This window comes from Lentilactobacillus dabitei, assembly GCF_019061365.1.
Taxonomy (GTDB): Bacteria; Bacillota; Bacilli; order Lactobacillales; family Lactobacillaceae; genus Lentilactobacillus; species Lentilactobacillus dabitei.
In genome coordinates this window covers 1-568 of sequence record NZ_JAHPPD010000184.1, presented here as the reverse complement: position 1 = coordinate 568, position 568 = coordinate 1, and the positions used below count along the sequence as shown (strand labels likewise).

Below are 568 nucleotides of genomic sequence, written 5' to 3'. Positions count from 1 at the left end.
TCCAACTAAATTAGTAACATCTACATTAATAATATTATTCCAAGTCGGATTTCGCACCTTGACAGGAGATGTTCCAAGCAACAGGTTTCGTCCACCAACACTATCGCTTAACTTATTGAACGGCTGTACCTGAACCCCATTAAGTTGTTCAGTTCCATCTTTGTTATCGACCACTTTTTTATCCAGTTGCTGATTAACGTAAACTGTTTTGGCATAAGGCTTTAATGACTCAGCTAAATCATTTTCTGAAAGATAAATGTCATTTGAATTAGTAAAAGTGATATTACTGGTATTGCTAATATTCACTTTGTATGAATAAGTAACCGCTTGCGGGGTTACACCATCATATTCTGGCAAGTAATTAGGATTAGGGGATACCGTAATTCCATATAATATCTCATTGCTTGAATCATCTTTAGCATAAACAGCATAAGTTTTAACATAAACGCCATCATTTACTGCTTTATTATTACCAGTTGCTCGAATTCGGAGAGCGTAAAATATCTTGTGTAAATGCATAAAAGATTTCTGAATTGTATAGAAATAGGGAATGCCTTCCCTTATGATA

1 pseudogene is annotated in these 568 nt (G+C 34.5%); it reads right to left on the bottom strand.

What is annotated here, in order from left to right:
• Window positions 1-568: pseudogene (locus KTE19_RS13715) on the bottom strand (hypothetical protein); the annotation flags it as partial.